Genomic DNA, 18,669 nt, shown 5'->3' with positions numbered 1-18,669 from the left:
TCATTTCCATACTGATCACCCTGTGTTCTCCTGCTCAAAAATTGAGCAGAAGCAGTTGAACACCTGGGTCAGTTTTCAGTCGGCAGAACAGCCTCTACTGGGTCAGTTTTCGGTCAGCGGCAACACTGCAGGGGCTCGCTGCCTGCGTAAGGGTGCTCTGAACCGTTTCAGTCGCTAGACAGCGCTGAATACAGATTGATGAGCATTAATAAGCGCTGACCTGGCTGTCGTTAGATATTGTACTTTAAACATGCCAGCAGGTCGGCGAAATTGGAGAGGGTTATGGATTCGCTGCTCAGGGAACAATTGGCGTTTGTTGCTATTAGGCGGTTGATGCAAACGATTTTGGGTGAGCGTCAGCGAGGTTTTCTGGTTGCGGATGATGACGTGGGATCAAATCCTGCACAGGTTCTGAGCAGTAACGGTGGCTTTTACGGCTGCTTTCCTGATCCCATGACTTGGAATCAGCTTTATATGCGTGGCATGGATGCATGCCCATACGTGGATGCGTTCTGGCGAGCTTGCCATGACGTAGGTCTTGAGTTCAGTCCGTTTGGCGTCATCGGCTTTGATGAGAGGCTTGAGCGGTACATGTCTTCTGAGGAGGTTTTTCAGCAGCTGGGCGCGCGAATTCATTTCCACTGGGGGCGTACCGAGTTGCCTCTTGTTGGTAACCCTTCATTTTCACCCGACAGAGTACCGAAACAGAGTTCCATAACCACGGGCTCCATGCTTATCAGTTGTGTCCCAATACTGGGTTATGTAACGGCGGCGACTCTCAGAGACTTTTCTGATTTGCACCAAGGCCGCACCATCAGATTCTGACCTGATGCTCAACGAGCTTTCGCAACCATCAGCTCAGACCAGCGAGTGGTGTATGCGGGGGAGAGCAATTCTCTGCGCATAGCCCACTCGGCTGGCTTGGCTATGCGTCCTGGCTGCAGTGTGCCGCGTCCCCAGCGATTATTTATTGCGTCCAGAGTGCTCATCAGTCGCTCGGTTTTCACGGGCTGCTCGGGGGAGAACAGATCCGGTGTGTACTCATTCTTGCGACACAGATCCAACAGCATCACCTGAGCCTTGGCGTAGCTGAAACCCTCTCTGAAGACCTGCAGCAATCCAGCCTGTACAGCCTTGATGATCAGTCGGCTGTCGTCGGTCGGGTAGGGCAGTTGGCAGAGAACGCCGTTGGCGTATTTGGCTTCAGTAGGGTTGAACATTCCGGTACGCAGGCTGACCCGAACTTGCCTGCACAGCGACCCTTGCTTGCGCAGCTTTTCAGCAGCGCGCGTCGCATAGCTGGTGACGGCCTCTTGGATAGGGGCTAGTTCACGCAAGCGCTTGCCGAATGAGCGACTACTGCAGATCTCTTGCTTGGGTTCGATTTCGTTCTCGATCTCCAGGCACGCTACCCCGCGCAGTTCGCGCACGGTTTTCTCGACCACGACATTGAAGCGCTTGCGCAGCGTCCAGGCGTCCATCTGTGCTAGATCCCAGGCGGTCTTGATTTGCATGCCTTCCAGGTGTGCACTCATCCGGGGACCAACCCCCCATACTTCCTCGACAGGCATGGCCTTGAGCAGCTTGTCACGACGAACCGGATCGCGGATGTCTACGACGCCACCAGTTTGCTTCTGCCAGCGCTTAGCAGCGTTATTGGCGAGCTTGGCCAGTGTCTTGGTGGTGGCAATGCCAATGCCGACGGGGATACCGGTCTTCTGCCTGATCTCTGCCTGCACCTGGCGGCCTATCGACTCCAGCGGCTCGGGCAGCCCGGTCATATCGGCAAAGGCCTCATCGATGCTGTAGACCTCGATGCTTGGAAAGCAGGCCTCTAGGATCGTCATCACACGCTCGCTCATGTCGCCATAGAGGGCGTAGTTGCTGCTGAAGGCGACGATCCCATGGCGCTTGAGGTCGCCCCTGATCTCGTGGAAGAGGGCGCCCATTTTCACGAACGGCTTAGCATCTGCAGAGCGAGCAATCACGCAGCCGTCGTTGTTGCTGAGCACCACGATGGGCGTGCGGAGCAGGTCGGGGCGGAATACTCGCTCGCAGCTTGCATAGAAACTGTTGCAGTCCACCAGTGCATAAACCGGCTCAGCCATGGATGAGGTGGTTCCGCAGGCTGTGAGTGACGACTCCCCAGATCATCAACTCATCGTTCTCCAGGATGTAGCGTGGGGAGTAGGCTGAATTTTCAGAGCGCAGGATGAACTGGCCTTGCTCTTGGGCCAGACGCTTCACAAAAACGTCGCCATTCAGGCATGCAACGACTACGTGGCCTTGGCGTGCCGGAAGGCCCCGGCTGACGATCAGGTGGTCACCATCGAATATGCCGGCTCCGGTCATGCTGTCGCCGCTGACCGAAACCACGTAGGTGTGGGAGACGTGCAGGTCCAGCAGGGTGTCTAGGGACAGATGCTGTTCCATGTGATCCAGCGCAGGGCTGGGAAATCCCGCTGGGACACTCGCGTTGTAGAGGGGGAGGTGCATGCTGCTGGGCTGCAGCAGTCCCACGATCATTGCATTGCTCATACGAGGGCCTCAAGCCAAAAATCTGTATATAAATACAGTATTTGGCTTTCTGGGCACTCTGCAAGCAACGCTCGTCGCCGGACGATTCGATGTGTCTAAATTGTTTACGTACGAAAAGTAGTCAGGTCGCGATCTGTGGTTGGCTTGGATAGGGTTGGCTCAACCAATAAGGAGACGCCGCCATGATCCTGCTGACATCGGTTAACGACTATCTGCCCATGATGGGCCTCGTGCTGGCCATGCTGGGCTTGGCGCGAATCGCGTATTTCGGTGATCCGGTCTAGTCAGAAGACCAGGCCTTTCTGGTCAGGCTGCCACTGGTCCATCTGCAGGGTGGCCTGCCCGATACCGAGCTTGCGCAGCCACTTGCCGCAGGCATCCAGGGTGACCCACTGGCGGATTTCGCCTTTCCCCGTGAGCAGCACCTTGCTGCCGCCTTGGATTTTAACCTCAAGGTGCAGATGGCTACCTTGACCGACGATGGTCATGCCCTTGATAGCGCCGGCTTCCAGCAGCAGCTTGAGTTGGCTCTCATTCATGCTCGGCATCCCCAAACAGCTCCGTTTGCTCCGGTATGGAAATGCCCTCGCGCTCACAGTGCTGACGGATCAGCAGCTCAATGAGGTTGGCAATGCTGCGGTGTTCTAGCAGCGCCGCGATGCGCGCCGCCTCTTTGAGGTTGGGGTCAATTCTGAGGTTGAGTGTGGCCGTTTTCATGCGTAAATCCTTGAATACATCTGCGTTACATTGAAACGCAGATGATGGCGGGTGGCCACTGCCGGTCGTCAGCTGTTGAGCTAGCCCCAGAAGTTGTTGCAGATGCGTTGCACGGCCGCGTTGGCTGCCCGGCAGTCAAACAGCTCAGGATCGAAGTGTTGACCAGTCCAGGCCGGGAACTCTCGATCGGCCTCGGTATCGGATTGCTGGATCGCTTCCAGAAGCTGCAAATAACCGGGCACGCCACCGGAGTCTTCCGGCGGGCAGGCTCTCGCGCCGTCCAGCACTTCACACCAGCTACCGGTGATGTCTGTCGGTTCGATACGCTCGACGGCGATCACATGCTGCCAGCTGTCGCCAAAGTCGTAGAGGTAGCGAAGGCGATCTGAGTCTTTCAGTACTCGACGTAGCTTGGTCCTGCGGTCATCCAGGGCGTTGTCGTACATGTGCATGAACTCAGCATCCAGCGGCAGCTAGCGGTTCAGACCTTTTTCAAACTCATGCAGATGGCTGCTGCTCCAGCCAAAAGCGGCCTGGATGAAGTGGTGCAGCTTGCGCAGGGTGCAATCACCACTCACCCGGATGCGTCGCCAGATCGGAGGATTGAAATGCAGCGGCTCCAGCTGGATATGCAGGGTGTACAGTTGAGGCTGAGTAGCCATGGGAACTCCGCGTTCAGTGGTACAGCCAGGGCTGCAGTTCATCGAGGTTGGCGACGACGATCTGCTGTGCGGTGGCTTTGGCATGTACCTTGGTCGGGTCAATCTGATAGCGCTGCAGCATGTATTGTACCAGCGCACCACGCGTATCGATCACCAGCCTGCCATGCTGCATGCCGTAGTCGGTCTCGATGATGGCTTGCTGTTCGGGCTTGAGGCGCGAGTCCGGCGCGATGATCACCTGCACCGGGGTGTTCCAGCCGCTATCGGCATCCCGCGCGTGTGTAGAGCGGTCATCCATTAGGTCGGGAACGCCGCGAAAGCGACTCAGCACAAAGTCGCGGTAGTCGGCATTGCGCTCGCAATAGGCGCGCACATGCCAGCGCGTGCCGGTGAAGATCAGCGTATGCGGCGCGATCAGGCGGGTTTCGCCGTCCGGCGTCGTGAAGGACACATACTCGCACTCCAGTCGCAGCCCATCGCGGCAGGCCTTCAGCAGTGGGCGCAGCACCTCAGGGCGCACTGAGCGATCCGGCACATCCAGTACCTCAGTGTGTGCATAGGCCAGAGCCAGTCCCTCGACATACGGTGAGCGGTCGTGATTCTGGTTGAGCAGGTGCAGGTAGGCGCTGGCGCTGTCATCGATAAACAGCGGTTTGAAGTGCCGGCTCGGCACATAACCCTTCAAATGCTTGTCGTATTCGAGGTTCTTCGGCGCGTAGTCGGTGATGTAGGAATTGATGTCCTTCGACGCCTGCTGGCGGCTGATGCCGAAGCTCTGCATCAGATGGCCCGTGGTTAACCGGCCTTCCCACCAGGCTACCGTCTCAATCAAACGGTAGCGCAGCGCCAGATCCCAGCGAACCGACGTGATTTCCTGCTTACGCTTCATAGCCTCTCCATCTGCTCGAAAACTTTACCTGTACGGGCAAACACCGTAGATACGTCGCTCAAAACTACATATCGTGATAGCCAGAGACAAGCAGGCCGATGTCAGTTAGTTCGGGGCTGTAGCTAGTCCAGTACACAAGTTGGATGTGCGGTTCCTGATTGGAGGGGCGTGAAGATGAATCAACTGGATCGAATTCGCGGTTGCCTGCTTGCCGGTGCGGCTGGTGATGCACTGGGCGCGGCGGTGGAGTTCATGGACTGGCCGAGCATCCGGCAGAAGTTCGGTGAGTGGGGCATTCGGGATTTTGCCCCCGCATTCGGCAAGCTGGGCGCCGTCACCGACGATACCCAGATGATGTTGTTCACTGCCGAAGGCCTGTTGCGGGCCTGGGTTCGGCACAATTCACGTGGTATCTGCCATCCGCCCTCGGTTATTCATCATGCGCTGCTGCGCTGGTACATCACCCAGGGCGGCAAACCAAAGGCTGAGGTCACGCAGGATGGCTGGCTAATCGGTGTGAAAGACCTGTGGGCGAGCCGCGCGCCGGGCATGACCTGCATGAGTGCGCTGGGCGCCAGCCAGGCGTTTGGCGACAAGGCCAGCAATGACAGCAAGGGCTGCGGTGGCGTGATGCGTGTAGCACCGCATGCGTTCTTCCCGCAAGCCTTCGAGTTGGCGGTCGAAAACGCACACCTGACCCATGCCCATCCCAGTGGATATCTGGCAGCGGGCCTGTTTGCCGACATTCTGCAGCGGATCTTCGAGCAAGGTTGCGACCTGAAAGACGCCATCCGCCAGAGCCTGGCCGAACATGGCCAGAAACCGGGCATGGCGGAAACCCGTGAGATGGTCGAGTACGCCCTGCGCCAGAGTGAGGCCGGTATCGCGCCTACGCCCGAAGGGATTGCCGTGATGGGTGGCGGTTGGGTGGCCGAAGAAGCCTTGGGCATTGGCCTGTGGTGTGCCCTGATGGCAAGCAGCTTGGAGGAAGGTATCTGCTGGGCGGTCAATCACACCGGCGACAGCGACAGCACGGGTCTGATTGCCGGCAACCTGCTGGGTATCCAGTTGGGGCCTGATGCCATTCCCGAGCGCTGGCTGGAGTCGTTGGAGTTACGCGAGGTGATCGAGCAACTGGCGCATGACATCGAGTGGGTACCGCGTACCTATTGCGGGGATTACAGCTCAAATGTGGCTGAGGATGAACGCATCTGGGCGCGCTATCCCGGGTCCTGATAGGGAGCAAGACCATGAGTCGCAGAACGAAAAGTGATGCCCTGCAATGGCTGGCCGCTGGATTGGCGGTGTTCTTGCTGGTCAGTGCCCAGGCTCAGGACCGAGACCTGGATAACGACGGACTCTGGGATTACAACCGCGGCGGCATCGACCGGGATGTCGATAACGACGGCACGTGGGATTACGACAAGGGCGGCATTGACCGCGATTTGGATAACGATGGGACTTGGGATCATGGCGCCGGAGGCATTGATCGGGATGTCGACAATGATGGCAGCTGGGACCATGACGCCGGCGGGATTGATCGTGACCTCGATAACGATGGCCTGTGGGACGAGTCGGCCGACGGCATTGATAGGGATCAGGATAACGATGGAGTGTGGGATGAGTGAGTCGCTGATCATGGCTGTCTGTGCTGAATTGACGGTCGATGGGGAAAAGGGGCCATACATGCCTCAGTTGCTAATAAATGCCTGATGCGCATTGCGAAAATGCTACTGGTTCGCTGTGTCTCACTTAGTTATCATCATTTTTAGCAGGATTGCTTGACCCATTTGGAATAGGCCCCCTCGTATGCCCGATATCGCGCTAAAAGACGCTTCGCCTAATCAGCGCGAACGACTGTGGCAGATCGACTTTCTGGTGCGTTTTCGTGGGCAGGTGAGCCGGCAAGATCTGGTGCAGCGTTTTGGAATCGCACGGTCAAACGCAACACGCGATTTCACTCTTTACCGGCAGTTAGCACCGGACAATCTCGACTATGACCATCGCGAAAAGGTGTATCGGCGTACCTCGGTGTTTAAGCCGCTTTTCACCTACGACTGTGAGCACACCCTGCAAACTCTGACCCTTGGCCAAGGCGTCGGCTTAGAAGCTTGCGCTCAAGTCATTGTGGTTGACGCTGCGCCTACCCTGAATCAGCCAGATCTTGAGACGCTGGCTTCGGTATCTAGAGCCATTTATGCCGGCAAAGCGTTGAGGATCAGTTATGTGTCAGCCAGCAGCGGAGAGGCCAGCCGAGAAGTTGTTCCGCACAGTCTCGTCAATACAGGTCTGCGCTGGCATGTCAGAGCGTACTGCAGGACTCATGCGCAGTTTCGCGACTTTGTACTAACCCGCATTACCTCGAGCAATGAGGTGCCCGGCGGAATAGACGAAGCGGTTGAGGCCAGAGGGCAGGATAGAGAATGGAATCATGAAGTGGTTTTGGAGTTGGTACCTCATCCCAACGCTCGTTATGCCCGCGCCATTGAGCTGGACTATGGGGTGAAAGCTGGCCAATCCATCCATGTATCTGTACGGGCTGCTACTGCTGCCTACCTCTTGCGCCGCTGGGGCGTCGATTGCAGTCCTGATGCACGCCTGAATCCAGATGAGTACCAACTGGCACTGCGCGATCCTAACGGTGTCGCCAAGCAGGTCAACCTCGCCATTGCCCCCGGTTTTACCCTGGAGACAGTCCATTCATGACTGCACAGCAGAAGTTTGGTTTCAAATTTGGCCGCAACGGCGCGCACTCGGCACGCACCATGATGCTGGCTGAAGTGACCGAGCTGTTTCATGGCCGTGGCGTTGATGCCAGCGCAGCGCAGTACCAGGAGGATATTGAGCTCTTTAATGTCCTGCATAAGCCCACTGAAAAAGCCCGGAAATTGACGTGGCGTCATTTGGTCGATTTGTACGCCATGGATAAGGAGGTCGTGCTCTTTCGTACCTTCCGCCGCCTGTGGGAGAGCGATGAGCGTGCGCGTGCTTTATTGACCTGCCAAATGGCCCTTGCTCGCGATCCACTGCTGCGACTGTCGCAAAAAAAAATCGTGGGATTGGCCCCGGGCCAGCTGCTGCCGCGTGAAGAGATGGAGCAAGCTTTCGAAGAGCAGTTTCCTGATCGCTACAGCCCGGCCATGCTCAAGTCCTTGGCTCAGAACGTGAACGGTACCTGGACCAATGCGGGCTTCTTACAAGGTCGCAGTAAAAAACACCGTACCGAGCCCGATATTCATCCGGTCAACGTCGCCTTTGCACTGTTTCTTGGCTACCTGCAAGGCGCCAGTGGCAACCGCCTGTTCAACACCGAATGGACCAAGCTGTTTGGCTGCCGCCTGGAGCGCTTGCTAGAGCTGGCCCGTCAGGCCAGTTACAGCGGTCTGTTGAATTTCAAACACTCCAGTGAGGTCGTGGAAGTCACCTTCCCCGACTACCTGACCAAGGAAGAGGAGGGCTGGCTGCATGAGTAACCGCCTAAACCGTCTGCTGAAAAGCTACAGCAACCACATCAGCCTGCCGTGGATCAGCGGTCTGGCCAACGAGCAGCGGGTGCTTTTTGCCGTCTATCACAAGGAAGACGAGCTCAGGCTGCGTGCCCGTATCGAAGAGTTTCGGCTGGCTACCGAAAGTGCCGGCCACCCATGGCTGGAGCTGGACATCACTCGGTTGTTTCCAGACTGGATGGCACAGCAAAAGTACCGCGAAGACTATTTCGAAGACCCGGACAGCCTCACCCCGAAATACAAAACCTTCGCTCGCCAGTCGGTAACGGACTTGGCTGAGCGCATCAAGGATCAGGCCGACAGCAACACTCTGGTGGCCTTGGTTGGCTGCGGCACCCTATTCGGCTTTGCCTCGGTCTCCGATTTCGTCAAACAGCTGGCCGAGCATGTGCCGGGGCGCTTGTTGGTGCTATTCCCCGGCGAGTACGTCAACAACACCTACCGCCTGCTGGATGCCCGCGATGGCTGGGGCTATCAGGCCACCGCCATTACTGCAGACAACTGAATACCGGCACACATTGCCGTTTTGAATTGAATAGCGCCAATGCGCACAGGGAGTACGCCCAGGATGTTGAACCGCGAGATTTACGACCTAGACCCGCAACAGAACCGGCTGGAAAACAACGGCGTTGCCGAGGTCAAAGACGACCAGTCCCAGCAGGCCCTGAAAACCCTGCGCTATGAATTGCAGACCTTTGTCTGTGACGGCGAATACCAGGCGGGTCTCGATAAAATTCTCTCCGCCTACCTGCGTAACCTGGGTGACGGCCATGAACAGCCCGGCGTGTGGATCTCTGGTTTCTTCGGTTCGGGTAAATCGCACCTGGCTAAAATGCTTCGCGCTCTTTGGACCAACCAGGAGTTCAGTGATGGCGTAGCTGCTCGTGACATTGCCGATCTGCCTCAGGAGATCAAGGATCACTTCAAGGAGCTGAGTATCCAGGCCAAGCGCCACGGTGGCCTCCACGCCGCTTCGGGCACTTTAGGTGCCGGCGCCAACAACAATGTGCGCCTGGCGCTGCTGAACATTGTGTTCAAGTCCGCCGGCCTGCCGGAGCAATACCACCAGGCGCGCTTTGTGCTGTGGCTGCATAAGCAGGGCATTTTCGATCAGGTTAAAGCCCACGTTGAAGCAGCAGGCGACAACTGGGATGACGAGCTGGAAGACCTCTACGTTTCCAGCAGCATTTCACGTGCCTTGCTGGCTATCGACAGCACCCTGGGCGATGACGTTAAACAAGTGCGCCAGCTGCTGCGCGAGCAGTACCCCAATGTGCAGGATGTGACCAACCAGCAGATGGTCGACGCCATCTATGACGCCCTAGTGAAGGACGGCCAGTTCCCGCTGACACTGGTGGTGCTCGATGAGGTGCAGCAGTACGTCGGCTCGGACTCGGAGAAGGCCCACCAGGTACAGGAAGTCGTCGAAACCTGCTGCAAGAGCTCCAAGTTCAAGAGCAAGATGTTGTTCGTGTCCACCGGGCAGAGCGCACTGTCAGGCATGGCTAACCTGCAGCGTTTGCTCGGCCGTTTCCAGATTCCTGTGCAGCTTTCGGATACCGATGTCGAATCGGTGATTCGCAAAGTCATCCTGCGCAAAAAAGCCTCGGCTCGCCCGCACCTCGAGCAAGTCATGCAGTCCCATCTGGGCGAAATTTCCCGTCAGCTTCGCGGTACCAAGATCGAGCACCACCGCGACGATGAAAAGGTCATGCTGGCCGACTATCCGCTGCTGCCGGTGCGCCGGCGCTTTTGGGAAAAGGTCCTGCGTATTGTTGATACCACAGGCACTGCCTCGCAGCTGCGTAACCAACTCAAGGTCATCCACGAGGCCGCTCAAGCCACGGCAGATCAGCCTCTGGGGCACGTGGTCGCCGCTGACTTCATCTACAACCAGATCTCGGTCAACCTGTTGCAGACCGGAGTGATTTCCAAAGAAATCGCTGAAACCATTGGCCGCTTGTCAGCCGGTGATGCTGACGAGAAGCTCAAATCCCGCATCCTGTCCCTAGTGCTGCTAATTGGTAAATTGCCCACTGACCCAACTGCAGACTGTGGCGTACGCGCCACCGCCGACATGCTCAGCGATTTGCTGATTGATGATCTTAACCAGGGCAAAGACGCCATCCGTACCCAGGTACCCAAACTGCTGCAGGAGCTGGCAGACGATGGTCTGGTTATGCCCATGCAAACCAGCACTGGCACCGAATATCGGCTGCAAACCCAGGAAAGCGCCCAGTGGTACGACACCCTGCGCCAGGAAGAGGCCGACCTGCGCGGTAACCTGCAGCGGGTAGAAAACATCCGCGTGGATCTGCTGCACAAGGAACTGCGCCGCCAGATCGCCCAGGTGCGCCTGACCCAGGGCAAATGCAACGAACCCCGCCAGGTCATTCCCTGCTTTGATCCCGAGCTGCCAAAAGACGCCAGCGACAAGATTTACGCCTGGGTGCAGGATGGCTGGGCGCTGGACGAAAAAAGCTTTATGACCGAGGCCCGCAGCCGCAACCCCAGCGAGCCGACCATCTTCATCTACGTTCCGGCACGCAACCGTTCCGAGCTGACCAACGCCATTGCCGCTGAGCACGCCGCCCAGGCCACCCTGGACAAGCGCGGCATCCCCAACACCGATGCCGGCAAAGACGCCCGTAGCGCCATGGAAACCCGCCACCGCGATGCCCAGAAACAGGTGCAAGCCCTGCTGCGTGAAATCTTCGAGGGTGTACAGGTGTTGCAGGCCGGCGGTAACGAGGTAGACGGCAACAGCATCAGCGACCGGGTCGAAACCGCTGCCAAGGCCTCACTGGTTCGCCTGTATCGGGAGTTCGACCAAGCCGACCACCCAGCCTGGGGCAAGGTCTACGAGCGTGCCAGCAAAGACGGCGGCCAGAACGCCCTGGAGCTGCTTGGTTACAGTGGCGATGCCGAACAGCATCCCGTCTGTGCCGCCATCAAGCGTTTTATCGGCGTCTCGAAAAAGGGCAGTGAGATCCGCGAGCACTTCCTCGCCGCGCCCTATGGCTGGCCGCAGGACGCCATCGACGGCGCGCTCTATGTGTTGCTTGCCAGCGGCATCCTGATCGCCAGCGACAGCCGCAACAACCCGGTCACCGCCAGTGCCTTGGAACGCAAGCAGATCACCCAGGCCAGCTTCCGCCCGGAAAGCATCACCATCCGCCCGGTGGACCTGATCAAGATTCGTGGCGTACTCAGTGCCAGCGGGATTGATTGCCAGCCAGGCGAGGAGGCCAGCAAGCTACCGCTGTTGGCTGAAAAGGGCCGCGAGTTGGCCAAGCGTGCCGGTGGCGCGGCACCCTTGCCGGCAGTACCGGATACCAAGGTCTTTGATGAACTGGCCCGTCAGTCCGGCAATGCCCAGCTCAAGCAGGTGCTTGATGAGCAGGAGGCCATCAAACAGGCAATCAAGGACTGGAGCGATACCGCCCAGCGCATTGAAGCCCGCCGAGGTGACTGGACCCTGCTGACCAGCCTGCTCGACGTCAGTCGCGGCCTGGCCTTCCACGCGCCCATTCAGGCCGAAGCCGATGCCATCAGTCAGCACCGCTCCCTGCTGGATGATCCCAACCCGGCCACCGGCTTGATTCAGCAGCTGGTTAGCAAACTGCGCGACGCTATCCAGTTTCATGTGCAGGCCTATCTCGATCAGCACGCCAAGTGCCTGGCCCAACTCCAAGCTGACAGCCACTGGCAGCAACTCAGCGACGAGCAACAGCGCGCCATTCTGGAAAAACGCAAGCTGCTGACTCTGGAGCAACCCACTCTCAACGATGCCGAGGCGATTCTCGACAGCCTCAGCGAGGTCAGTTTGGAGCAGTGGACCGATCGCACCGACTCCCTCGCCAGCAAGTTCGACAGCGCCCGCCTGGAAGCCGCCGAACTGCTGCAACCCAAGCTGCAGCGCATCAACTTGCCGCGCAAAACTTTTGAAAGCGAAGCCGATATCGATGCCTGGCTGGCCGAAGTCAAACAACAGATTCTCAGCAAACTCAACGACGGACCGGTGACCTTCTGATGACCCAAGCCACACATCGCCAGCCCCTCGACAAAGCCCTGCGCCGTGCGCTGGAAGCTACCGTCGTCAAAGCCCGTGACATCGCCGAAACGGCCGCCAGTCAGGCGCTAACCCGCCTGAGCGTGGGCGAAGCCAAAGCGGCTGATTACCTCAATGACCAGCAACGCCAGCTGCGTACCCGTCTGCGCGCCCATGGCCGCCAGTTGGGTGACTGCAAACAGGCCAACGGCCAGCAAAGCCTGAATAAGCTGATCACCGAAGTTGCCTACGAGCACTGGCACCGCATGTTGTTCGCCCGTTTTCTGGAGCAGAACCATCTGCTGATGTATGACGAGCACACACCGCTGACCTTGGCCGAATGCAGCGAACTGATCCAGGACCCGGACACTCTGCGTGATGAGCTGGAGCGCCGATGCAACAGTGGCTGGGAGCTGGCCGGCGTGCTGGCCTCGAAAATGCTGCCGCAGATCTTCCGCATCGACTCACCGGTGTTTGCCCTGGAGTTCGCCCCCGAACACCAGCGCGAACTGGAGAAGCTGGTCACCGGCCTGGCCCCGGATACCTTCCAGGCCCAGGACAGCCTCGGCTGGGTCTACCAGTTCTGGCAAAGCAAGCGTAAGGAAGAGGTCAACAAGTCTGAGGTGAAGATCGGTGCCGACGAACTCTCGCCCGTCACCCAGCTGTTTACCGAACCCTATATGGTCAGCTTCCTGCTGGATAACAGCCTGGGCGCCTGGTGGGCGGGTCAACGCCTCACCGACCACGACTGGAAAACAGCCCACAGCGAACAAGAGCTACGCGAAAAAGCGGCCATCCCCGGCGTACCGCTGAGCTACCTGCGTTTTGTAAAAGACGAGCAAACTCAGCAATGGCAACCTGCCTCCGGCGCCTTTGACGCCTGGCCCAAGCACCTCAGTGAGCTTAAAACCCTCGACCCCTGCTGCGGCTCCGGCCATTTTCTGGTCGCCGCCTTCCTGATGCTGGTGCCCATGCGCATGCAGGCCGAGCAGCTCAACGCCCGCCAAGCCATTGACAAGGTACTGAGCGAAAACCTGCACGGCCTGGAGCTGGATCAGCGCTGCGTCGAGCTGGCGGCTTTTGCTGTGGCGCTGGAAGCCTGGCGTTACCCCGATGCCGGTGGTTACCGCACCCTGCCAGAACTGCACCTGGCCTGTAGTGGCCTGTCCATCGCCGCTGCGCGCGACGAATGGAAAGAACTCAGCCGCAAGGCCGGTAAGCAGAATCTGACCATTGCCCTGGACTGGATGTACCAGACCTTTCAGGATGCCCCGGTACTCGGCAGCCTGATCAATCCACGCCGCAGCAAGGCCGCGCAGATCGCCCAGTGGGGTGAATTGCAGCAACTGCTGGGTGAGGCACTCAGTCAGGATCAGGCCAACCAGCAAAGCCAGGCCGACGGTGAAATGTCTGCCCTGACCAATCGCCTGGAGGCCGGCATTGTCGCCCAAGGCTTGGCCAAGGCCGCTGAACTGCTGTCCGGCCAATACACCTGGGTGATCACCAACGTGCCTTACCTGGCGCGCGGCAAGCAGCACGACACCCTCAAGGATTACTGCGAAAGCTATTACCCCGAAGGCAAGAATGATCTGGCAACGGTCTTTCTCGACCGTTGCCTGGAGTTCTGTGAGCAGGGCGGTACCGCCAGCATTGTGTTGCCACAGAACTGGCTATTTCTCACTAGCTACCGCAAGTTCCGCGAAAAGCTATTGCAGAACGACAGCTGGCATTTGATTGCTCGCTTGGGAGCGCAGGCATTTCAGACCCCCATGTGGGACTTCAACGTGCAACTGCTCACCCTGAGCCGTGGCAATGCCGCAGGCCAGTCGGCGGATCTGCTTCACAGTGGCGAGCAGGGCAACTGGATTCGTGGCGTGGATGTGTCCGAGCCGCGCACGGCGGCGGAGAAGGCTGCGGGGTTGTTGGCAGATGAAGTTAAGAGTGTCGAGCAGGGGAGGCAGTTGGAGAATCCTGATGCTGTCATCAGTTTAGATGCTCTTAACAACAGCGGCATGCTGTCTGACTTTGCTGACTATGCGCACGGTATGGCGCCAGGTGATACAAGTGCCTATACAAGGAGATTTTGGGAGCTTACTCAACAGCAAATTAATTGGCTTTACATGTCTTCCACGCCAAGCTATGAAAGCTTTTCATCCGGCAAGTCATCTCGAATATTAAATCCTGAGCTGATTGCAAAAAAAGAATGTAAGGGTTTTCGCTTTGATGGCCGAAATGCTTGGGGTAAAAAAGGTATTGTAGTAGGAAAGATGAAAGATCTTCCAAAAGCCTATTACCATGGCGAGATATTTGACGACAACATTCACGCTATTATTCCTAAAGAGACGCGATTTATTCTTCCAGTTCGTGCATTTTTAGAGTTTGGTGATTTTGCAACTGAGGTGCGCCGTTTTAATCAAAAGCTGGCGATTACATCTAGTGCGGTTGTCAAGGTTCCGTTCGACCTGAATCACTGGACTGAAGTTGGCCGAGAGCAATACCCCAACGGCCTACCCCAGCCCTACGCCAACGACCCCACCCAATGGATCTTCCACGGCCACCCCTGTGGCTCGGTAATCTGGGACGAAGACAGCAAATGGACCGCGCATGGCGAGCTGCGCGTCGATGACAGCGTACTGCAAGTCGCCGTCGCCCGCCTGCTCGGTTACCGCTGGCCGGCAGAGCTGGACCCGGAGATGGAGCTGGCCGCCGAACAGCGTGAGTGGGTAGAGCGCTGCGAGGAACTGGCCGGTTTTGTCGATGACGACGGCATTGTCTGCCTTCCGCCGGTGCGCGGTGAAAAGGCCGCCGATCAGCGCCTGGAAGCTCTGCTGCAAGCCGCCTATGGCGATGCTTGGACCACCCCGCTGAAAAACCGCCTGCTTGATGCCGTCGGCAGCAAATCCCTCAGCCTCTGGCTGCGCGACAAGTTCTTCGAGCAGCACTGCAAATTGTTCCAGCATCGACCCTTTATCTGGCACATCTGGGACGGCCTCAAGGACGGCTTCAGCGTACTGGTCAACTACCACAAGCTCGACAAGGCCGGCCTGGAACGCCTGATCTACACCTACCTGGGCGACTGGATTCGCACCCAGCAAGCGGGCCTCGCCAATGGCGAAGACGGCGCCCAGGAACGCCTCGCCGCAGCGGAAGCACTGAAGAAAGAACTGGAAGCCATCCTCGAAGGCGAAAAGCCCTACGACATCTTCGTCCGCTGGAAGCCCCTGGCCGAACAACCCATCGGCTGGACCCCCGACCTCAACGACGGCGTGCGCCTCAATATCCGACCATTCCTGTATGCCCGAGACGTCAGCAAGAAAGGCGCCGGCATCCTGCGCTGGGGCCCCAACATCAAATGGACCAAGGATCGCGGCAAGGACGTCGAATCTGCCCCCTGGTATACGCTCGGCCTGCAATACGACGAAGGCGAGGGCGCACGGATCAATGATCATCACCTGAACTTGGCTGAGAAGCGGGCGGCAAGGAGCCATTAAACATGGAACGTAAATGGTCCGCGTTGGATCCTGCGGTAGCTTTTTTCCCTGTCGAGCTGAGGCCGGTTTTTATCGAGGCTTCAGCTCAAGGTAACGACCTGTTTGCTGGAGGCGGGTATCAGGCGCTTCCTCGTCACCAAGCGGTGGTCGATGTAGAGGGTAACCATGCCTTTGCAGTGGTGACCGAGGATTATCGCTTGGTTACTAATCGTCAGGCGTATGACTTAGCCGCCGATGCACTTAAGCAGGTTTTTGACTTTACCTCGATGGAGGATATGGCCTGCCTAAACGTGACCATGCCCAAGTCGCGATCGTTCTGTCATATCGACCTGATTCACAAAGGAAGCGATTTTGAGCCCTGGCAGAACGACCGCTGGGTACCTTTTGTGCGTATTACCAACAGCTACAACCGCACCCGCCGTCTGCGCTTTGAGGTCGGCTTTTGCCGGTGGATCTGCCTGAATGGGCTGATCTTTGGCGGTAAAAGTGTCGAAATCAGCTTTGCCCATACCCGGCAGTTGCAAGATGAAATGCGCCGTTGGCATGAGAATCTCGCTGGTATCAAGCTGCTAGAAAAACTCTTTGTGGCCAAGCTGAATAATTTACAGCGCTTTCATGTGCCTGCACGCTGGATGCTACCGCTCGCGTGCAAGGTATTTGACGTGCGCATTGCCTCTGATACTCCCATCAAACAACGCCGGGCTGATGAGCTGGTTAAGTTCCGCCAGGCCATTGCGGATCTGGCCAGTGATTATTTTGTGTCGATGGGGGAGCACGGCTATGCCGCCCTCAATGTGCTGACAGATTACGCCAGCCGGCCTGTAGGGGTTATCGCCCCAGAAACCATGATTGATGGCTTTCAGCATAAGGCTGGTGACTGGATCGATGAATTTGTTGAGCAGATTGAAAAGCGTGATTTCACGTTTGAAGCCTATCTGGGCGAACACCTGAAAACAGCAGAGGCTATCGCCAGATTATGATCAAGTCGGTTTATAACTACCCAGTCTCCACTCTGCTCGATATTGAAAGTGGCGTCATCTACGCCATCCCGCGCTACCAACGTGAGTACACCTGGAGTCGAGCACAGTGGGATGCGCTGTTCGACGATTTGCTGGAGAACGAGCCGAATTATTTTCTTGGCTCGATCATTTGCATCAATCAGTCGCAAGACGCTTTGTCGGTACAAAGCCTGGAGCTGGTGGATGGTCAGCAACGCATGACTACTTTGTCGCTGTTGCTAGCTGCGATCTACCAAAGCTTCAGAGTGCTGCCCAACCTGGGCATGGAGCAGCAGATTGAGCTGTATAACCTCAAGCACAAGCTGGTGCTGAAGAAAAAGTCAGACCAGCCTCGTTTGATCCCCCAGGTGCAAAACTACAACCAGCAGGATTACTTCGCGGTGCTCGGCAAAGCCGGGATTTTGGACGATGTGGAGCAAGTGCAGCACGCAGGTAACCGCCGTGTGCTGAAAGCCTACCGGCACTTTCTGTGGCGTATTGAGCAGTATCTGCAAGAGCTCAGTGAGCCAGTCGCGGGCTTGCAAGCGCTGCTAGAAAAAGTGAACACCGCCACCCTGGTCAAGATCGAGGTCGCCGGTCATTCGGATGCCTACACGCTGTTTGAATCGCTGAACAATCGTGGCGTGCCTTTGACGGCCATTGATCTGATCAAGAACAAGCTACTGGCTGTGCTTGAAGCGAAGGACTCTGGCAGCATCGACAAGCACTACAACCGCTGGAAGAAAGTCATCGATGCCCTGGGAGATGACTATGCGGTGCAGGAGCGATTCTTCCGTCAGTACTACAACGCTTTCAAGCCTGATTTGAAGGACATCGTCTCGGTGCCGGTGGCGACCAAATCCAACCTGATGCAGGTGTACGAGAAGCTGATCGCACATGATGCTGAGAGCTTCCTGCAGGCAATGATCCGGCTCTCTGCCCATTACGCTCAGATCGTGGGTTACCGCGCCGTGCCTGAGCAGCCAAAGCTATCCGGTCTGCTGTTGTCGCTGGATCGTATCCAAGGTGCCGCAGCCTATCTGTTGTTGATGGTGCTGTTTGAGCGTAAGGACACCCTCGAGCTTGAGCAGGAGCACCTGGAGCAGGTGGTGCATTTCCTCATCGCCTTCTTTGTGCGGCGCAACACCACCGACCTGCCGCCTACCCGAGACCTAACCCGGATTTTTATGGATGTGGCCGAGACAGTGTTGGCGTTAAAAGGCCAGGCAGTGGTCAGCCATATCCAGCAACGCCTGACAGGCGAAAGCGCCAGTGACGAGCAGTTTGAGAAGAGCCTTAAGGGACCTGTCTATGAAGACAACAAGGCCGTTTGCCGCTTTGTGCTTTGCGCTCTTGAAGAAAGTCGTATGACCCTTGAAACCCGGGTTGATCTCTGGGCCTTGAAAGGCAAGCAGTACGTATGGACGATCGAGCACATTTTCCCTCAGGGTGAAAACATCCCCGATACCTGGGTACAGATGATCGCCAACGGCGACGCTGCGCTAGCGGAACAACACCGCCAAACCTACGCCCACTGCCTGGGGAATCTGACTATCTCTGGCTACAACAGCGCGCTGGGTAACAAGAGCTTTGCTGAAAAACAGAGCCGGCTGGATAGCCAAGGGCGCAAGGTGGGCTACAACAATGGCCTGCACTTGAACCAGGCGTTGGTCAACGAAACTAGCTGGACCGTGGATAAGCTCAAGGCACGCACGGATCTTTTGGTGCAAGAGGTGCTGCAGAAGTATCCTCTGTCGGTTTTGTGATCATGGATTCACCCTTGTTTTGCCCACGCTGCCACTTTACCGGAGTAGAAA

At 57.4% G+C, this 18,669-nt stretch carries 15 protein-coding genes and 1 pseudogene; 10 read left to right on the top strand and 6 right to left on the bottom strand.

The genetic code is table 11. From position 1 onward, the window contains the following. The first annotated feature begins 282 nt into the window (after positions 1–282). Positions 283–825, top strand: a complete 543-nt coding sequence (locus tag HBN63_RS18935) for a hypothetical protein (RefSeq protein WP_170050481.1) — start codon at positions 283–285, stop codon at positions 823–825. Positions 826–833: 8 nt separating this feature from the next. On the opposite strand, the gene umuC is transcribed toward HBN63_RS18935, so the two are convergent. The 6 genes and pseudogenes from umuC to HBN63_RS18905 form a co-directional block, all read right to left on the bottom strand. Next, a complete protein-coding gene (gene umuC / locus HBN63_RS18930; protein ID WP_170050480.1) occupies positions 834–2,108 on the bottom strand; it encodes a translesion error-prone DNA polymerase V subunit UmuC in 1,275 nt (424 codons plus the stop codon). Continuing rightward, entirely contained in the window at positions 2,101–2,538 is a 438-nt protein-coding gene (gene umuD / locus HBN63_RS18925) for a translesion error-prone DNA polymerase V autoproteolytic subunit (protein WP_262499031.1), read from the bottom strand. The genes umuC and umuD overlap by 8 nt, the downstream gene beginning before the upstream one ends. Positions 2,539–2,822: 284 nt before the next feature. Then, the gene (locus tag HBN63_RS18920; protein WP_170050479.1) at positions 2,823–3,077 is read right to left on the bottom strand and encodes a hypothetical protein; all 255 of its coding nucleotides are present in this window, start codon (positions 3,075–3,077) and stop codon (positions 2,823–2,825) included. After that, entirely contained in the window at positions 3,070–3,255 is a 186-nt protein-coding gene (locus HBN63_RS18915) for a hypothetical protein (protein WP_170050478.1), read from the bottom strand. The genes HBN63_RS18920 and HBN63_RS18915 overlap by 8 nt, the downstream gene beginning before the upstream one ends. 80 nt (positions 3,256–3,335) lie before the next feature. Beyond that, positions 3,336–3,917, bottom strand: a pseudogene (locus tag HBN63_RS18910) (plasmid pRiA4b ORF-3 family protein). Between the two features lie 13 nt (positions 3,918–3,930). Continuing rightward, positions 3,931–4,806 carry a WYL domain-containing protein gene (locus tag HBN63_RS18905; protein WP_170050477.1) on the bottom strand — a complete coding sequence of 292 codons (876 nt, stop codon included), beginning with the start codon at positions 4,804–4,806 and terminating at the stop codon, positions 3,931–3,933. A 174-nt stretch (positions 4,807–4,980) separates the two neighbouring features. Here HBN63_RS18905 and HBN63_RS18900 point away from each other — a divergent pair, with 174 nt between their 5' ends. From HBN63_RS18900 to HBN63_RS18860, 9 genes are all read left to right on the top strand, one after another. After that, positions 4,981–6,042: an ADP-ribosylglycohydrolase family protein gene (locus tag HBN63_RS18900; protein ID WP_170050476.1), complete on the top strand. Its 1,062-nt coding sequence runs from the start codon at positions 4,981–4,983 to the stop codon at positions 6,040–6,042. A gap of 14 nt (positions 6,043–6,056) precedes the next feature. Next, entirely contained in the window at positions 6,057–6,434 is a 378-nt protein-coding gene (locus HBN63_RS18895) for a hypothetical protein (RefSeq protein ID WP_023127674.1), read from the top strand. Positions 6,435–6,615: 181 nt separating this feature from the next. After that, the gene (locus HBN63_RS18890) at positions 6,616–7,512 is read left to right on the top strand and encodes a WYL domain-containing protein (RefSeq protein WP_170050475.1); all 897 of its coding nucleotides are present in this window, start codon (positions 6,616–6,618) and stop codon (positions 7,510–7,512) included. Further along, on the top strand, positions 7,509–8,279 hold the full coding sequence (locus tag HBN63_RS18885; RefSeq protein WP_170050474.1) for a hypothetical protein: 771 nt from the start codon (positions 7,509–7,511) through the stop codon (positions 8,277–8,279). Before HBN63_RS18890 ends, HBN63_RS18885 begins: the two co-directional genes overlap by 4 nt. Continuing rightward, positions 8,272–8,817 carry a BREX protein BrxB domain-containing protein gene (locus HBN63_RS18880; RefSeq protein WP_023127677.1) on the top strand — a complete coding sequence of 182 codons (546 nt, stop codon included), beginning with the start codon at positions 8,272–8,274 and terminating at the stop codon, positions 8,815–8,817. Before HBN63_RS18885 ends, HBN63_RS18880 begins: the two co-directional genes overlap by 8 nt. Before the next feature lie 63 nt (positions 8,818–8,880). Beyond that, a complete protein-coding gene (brxC, locus tag HBN63_RS18875; RefSeq protein ID WP_170050473.1) occupies positions 8,881–12,345 on the top strand; it encodes a BREX system P-loop protein BrxC in 3,465 nt (1,154 codons plus the stop codon). Further along, a complete protein-coding gene (locus tag HBN63_RS18870; RefSeq protein ID WP_170050472.1) occupies positions 12,345–15,854 on the top strand; it encodes an N-6 DNA methylase in 3,510 nt (1,169 codons plus the stop codon). The genes brxC and HBN63_RS18870 overlap by 1 nt, the downstream gene beginning before the upstream one ends. Positions 15,855–15,856: 2 nt before the next feature. Then, positions 15,857–16,834, top strand: coding sequence for a DUF932 domain-containing protein (locus HBN63_RS18865; protein ID WP_170050471.1), 978 nt, complete (start codon positions 15,857–15,859; stop codon positions 16,832–16,834). Continuing rightward, complete coding sequence (locus tag HBN63_RS18860) at positions 16,831–18,618, top strand: DUF262 domain-containing protein (protein ID WP_170050470.1); 1,788 nt, start codon at positions 16,831–16,833, stop codon at positions 18,616–18,618. Before HBN63_RS18865 ends, HBN63_RS18860 begins: the two co-directional genes overlap by 4 nt. The last annotated feature ends 51 nt before the right edge of the window (positions 18,619–18,669 follow it).

The sequence above is a fragment of the Pseudomonas sp. WS 5011 genome, assembly GCF_012985775.1.
Lineage (GTDB): Bacteria > Pseudomonadota > Gammaproteobacteria > Pseudomonadales > Pseudomonadaceae > Aquipseudomonas > Aquipseudomonas peli.
This window is presented reverse-complemented; position numbering and strand designations above follow the sequence as displayed.

Excerpts from the sequence above, each read along its gene's own strand:
- HBN63_RS18895 (WP_023127674.1), top strand. The coding sequence starts at position 6,057 with ATGAGTCGCAGAACGAAAAGTGATGCCCTGCAATGGCTGGCCGCTGGA.
- HBN63_RS18865 (WP_170050471.1), top strand. The coding sequence starts at position 15,857 with ATGGAACGTAAATGGTCCGCGTTGGATCCTGCGGTAGCTTTTTTCCCT.
- HBN63_RS18935 (WP_170050481.1), top strand. The coding sequence starts at position 283 with ATGGATTCGCTGCTCAGGGAACAATTGGCGTTTGTTGCTATTAGGCGG.
- HBN63_RS18920 (WP_170050479.1), bottom strand. The coding sequence starts at position 3,077 with ATGAATGAGAGCCAACTCAAGCTGCTGCTGGAAGCCGGCGCTATCAAG.
- HBN63_RS18880 (WP_023127677.1), top strand. The coding sequence starts at position 8,272 with ATGAGTAACCGCCTAAACCGTCTGCTGAAAAGCTACAGCAACCACATC.
- umuD (WP_262499031.1), bottom strand. The coding sequence starts at position 2,538 with ATGAGCAATGCAATGATCGTGGGACTGCTGCAGCCCAGCAGCATGCAC.
- umuC (WP_170050480.1), bottom strand. The coding sequence starts at position 2,108 with ATGGCTGAGCCGGTTTATGCACTGGTGGACTGCAACAGTTTCTATGCA.
- brxC (WP_170050473.1), top strand. The coding sequence starts at position 8,881 with ATGTTGAACCGCGAGATTTACGACCTAGACCCGCAACAGAACCGGCTG.
- HBN63_RS18905 (WP_170050477.1), bottom strand. The coding sequence starts at position 4,806 with ATGAAGCGTAAGCAGGAAATCACGTCGGTTCGCTGGGATCTGGCGCTG.
- HBN63_RS18870 (WP_170050472.1), top strand. The coding sequence starts at position 12,345 with ATGACCCAAGCCACACATCGCCAGCCCCTCGACAAAGCCCTGCGCCGT.
- HBN63_RS18900 (WP_170050476.1), top strand. The coding sequence starts at position 4,981 with ATGAATCAACTGGATCGAATTCGCGGTTGCCTGCTTGCCGGTGCGGCT.
- HBN63_RS18890 (WP_170050475.1), top strand. The coding sequence starts at position 6,616 with ATGCCCGATATCGCGCTAAAAGACGCTTCGCCTAATCAGCGCGAACGA.
- HBN63_RS18860 (WP_170050470.1), top strand. The coding sequence starts at position 16,831 with ATGATCAAGTCGGTTTATAACTACCCAGTCTCCACTCTGCTCGATATT.
- HBN63_RS18885 (WP_170050474.1), top strand. The coding sequence starts at position 7,509 with ATGACTGCACAGCAGAAGTTTGGTTTCAAATTTGGCCGCAACGGCGCG.
- HBN63_RS18915 (WP_170050478.1), bottom strand. The coding sequence starts at position 3,255 with ATGAAAACGGCCACACTCAACCTCAGAATTGACCCCAACCTCAAAGAG.